The sequence below is a fragment of the Micrococcus sp. GbtcB5 genome (genome assembly GCF_019091605.1).
GTDB lineage: Bacteria > Actinomycetota > Actinomycetes > Actinomycetales > Micrococcaceae > Micrococcus > Micrococcus luteus.
Map to the genome: position 1 here is coordinate 1 of NZ_JAGXJK010000156.1, position 287 is coordinate 287.

At 71.4% G+C, this 287-nt stretch carries 1 pseudogene; it reads right to left on the reverse strand.

From position 1 onward, the window contains the following. A pseudogene (locus tag KVS67_RS11850) lies at window positions 1-287 on the reverse strand (IS481 family transposase); the annotation flags it as partial.

Here is a 287-nt window from a genome sequence, read left to right on the forward strand (position 1 = left end):
GCTCGCGCGTTCTCGGAGTCCCGTCCGTGAGCACGCCAGCCGCCCCCCTCGGGGATGCGCCCGATTTTCTTCACGTCCAGGTGCACCATGTGCCCCGGGCCGCGGGCGGTGATCTTCTGTGGTCGTTGGCGCAGGTCCTCACCCGTGGGCGCGAGGTCTGGCAACCGGGAGATGCCCAGCCGGTGCAGCCACCTGCCCACCGTTCGGAGGCACACCCGGTGGCCCTCGGAGACGAGGTGGTGATGGATGCGCCGTGCGGACCACTTGCGCTCCCGCCGCAGGGCGTG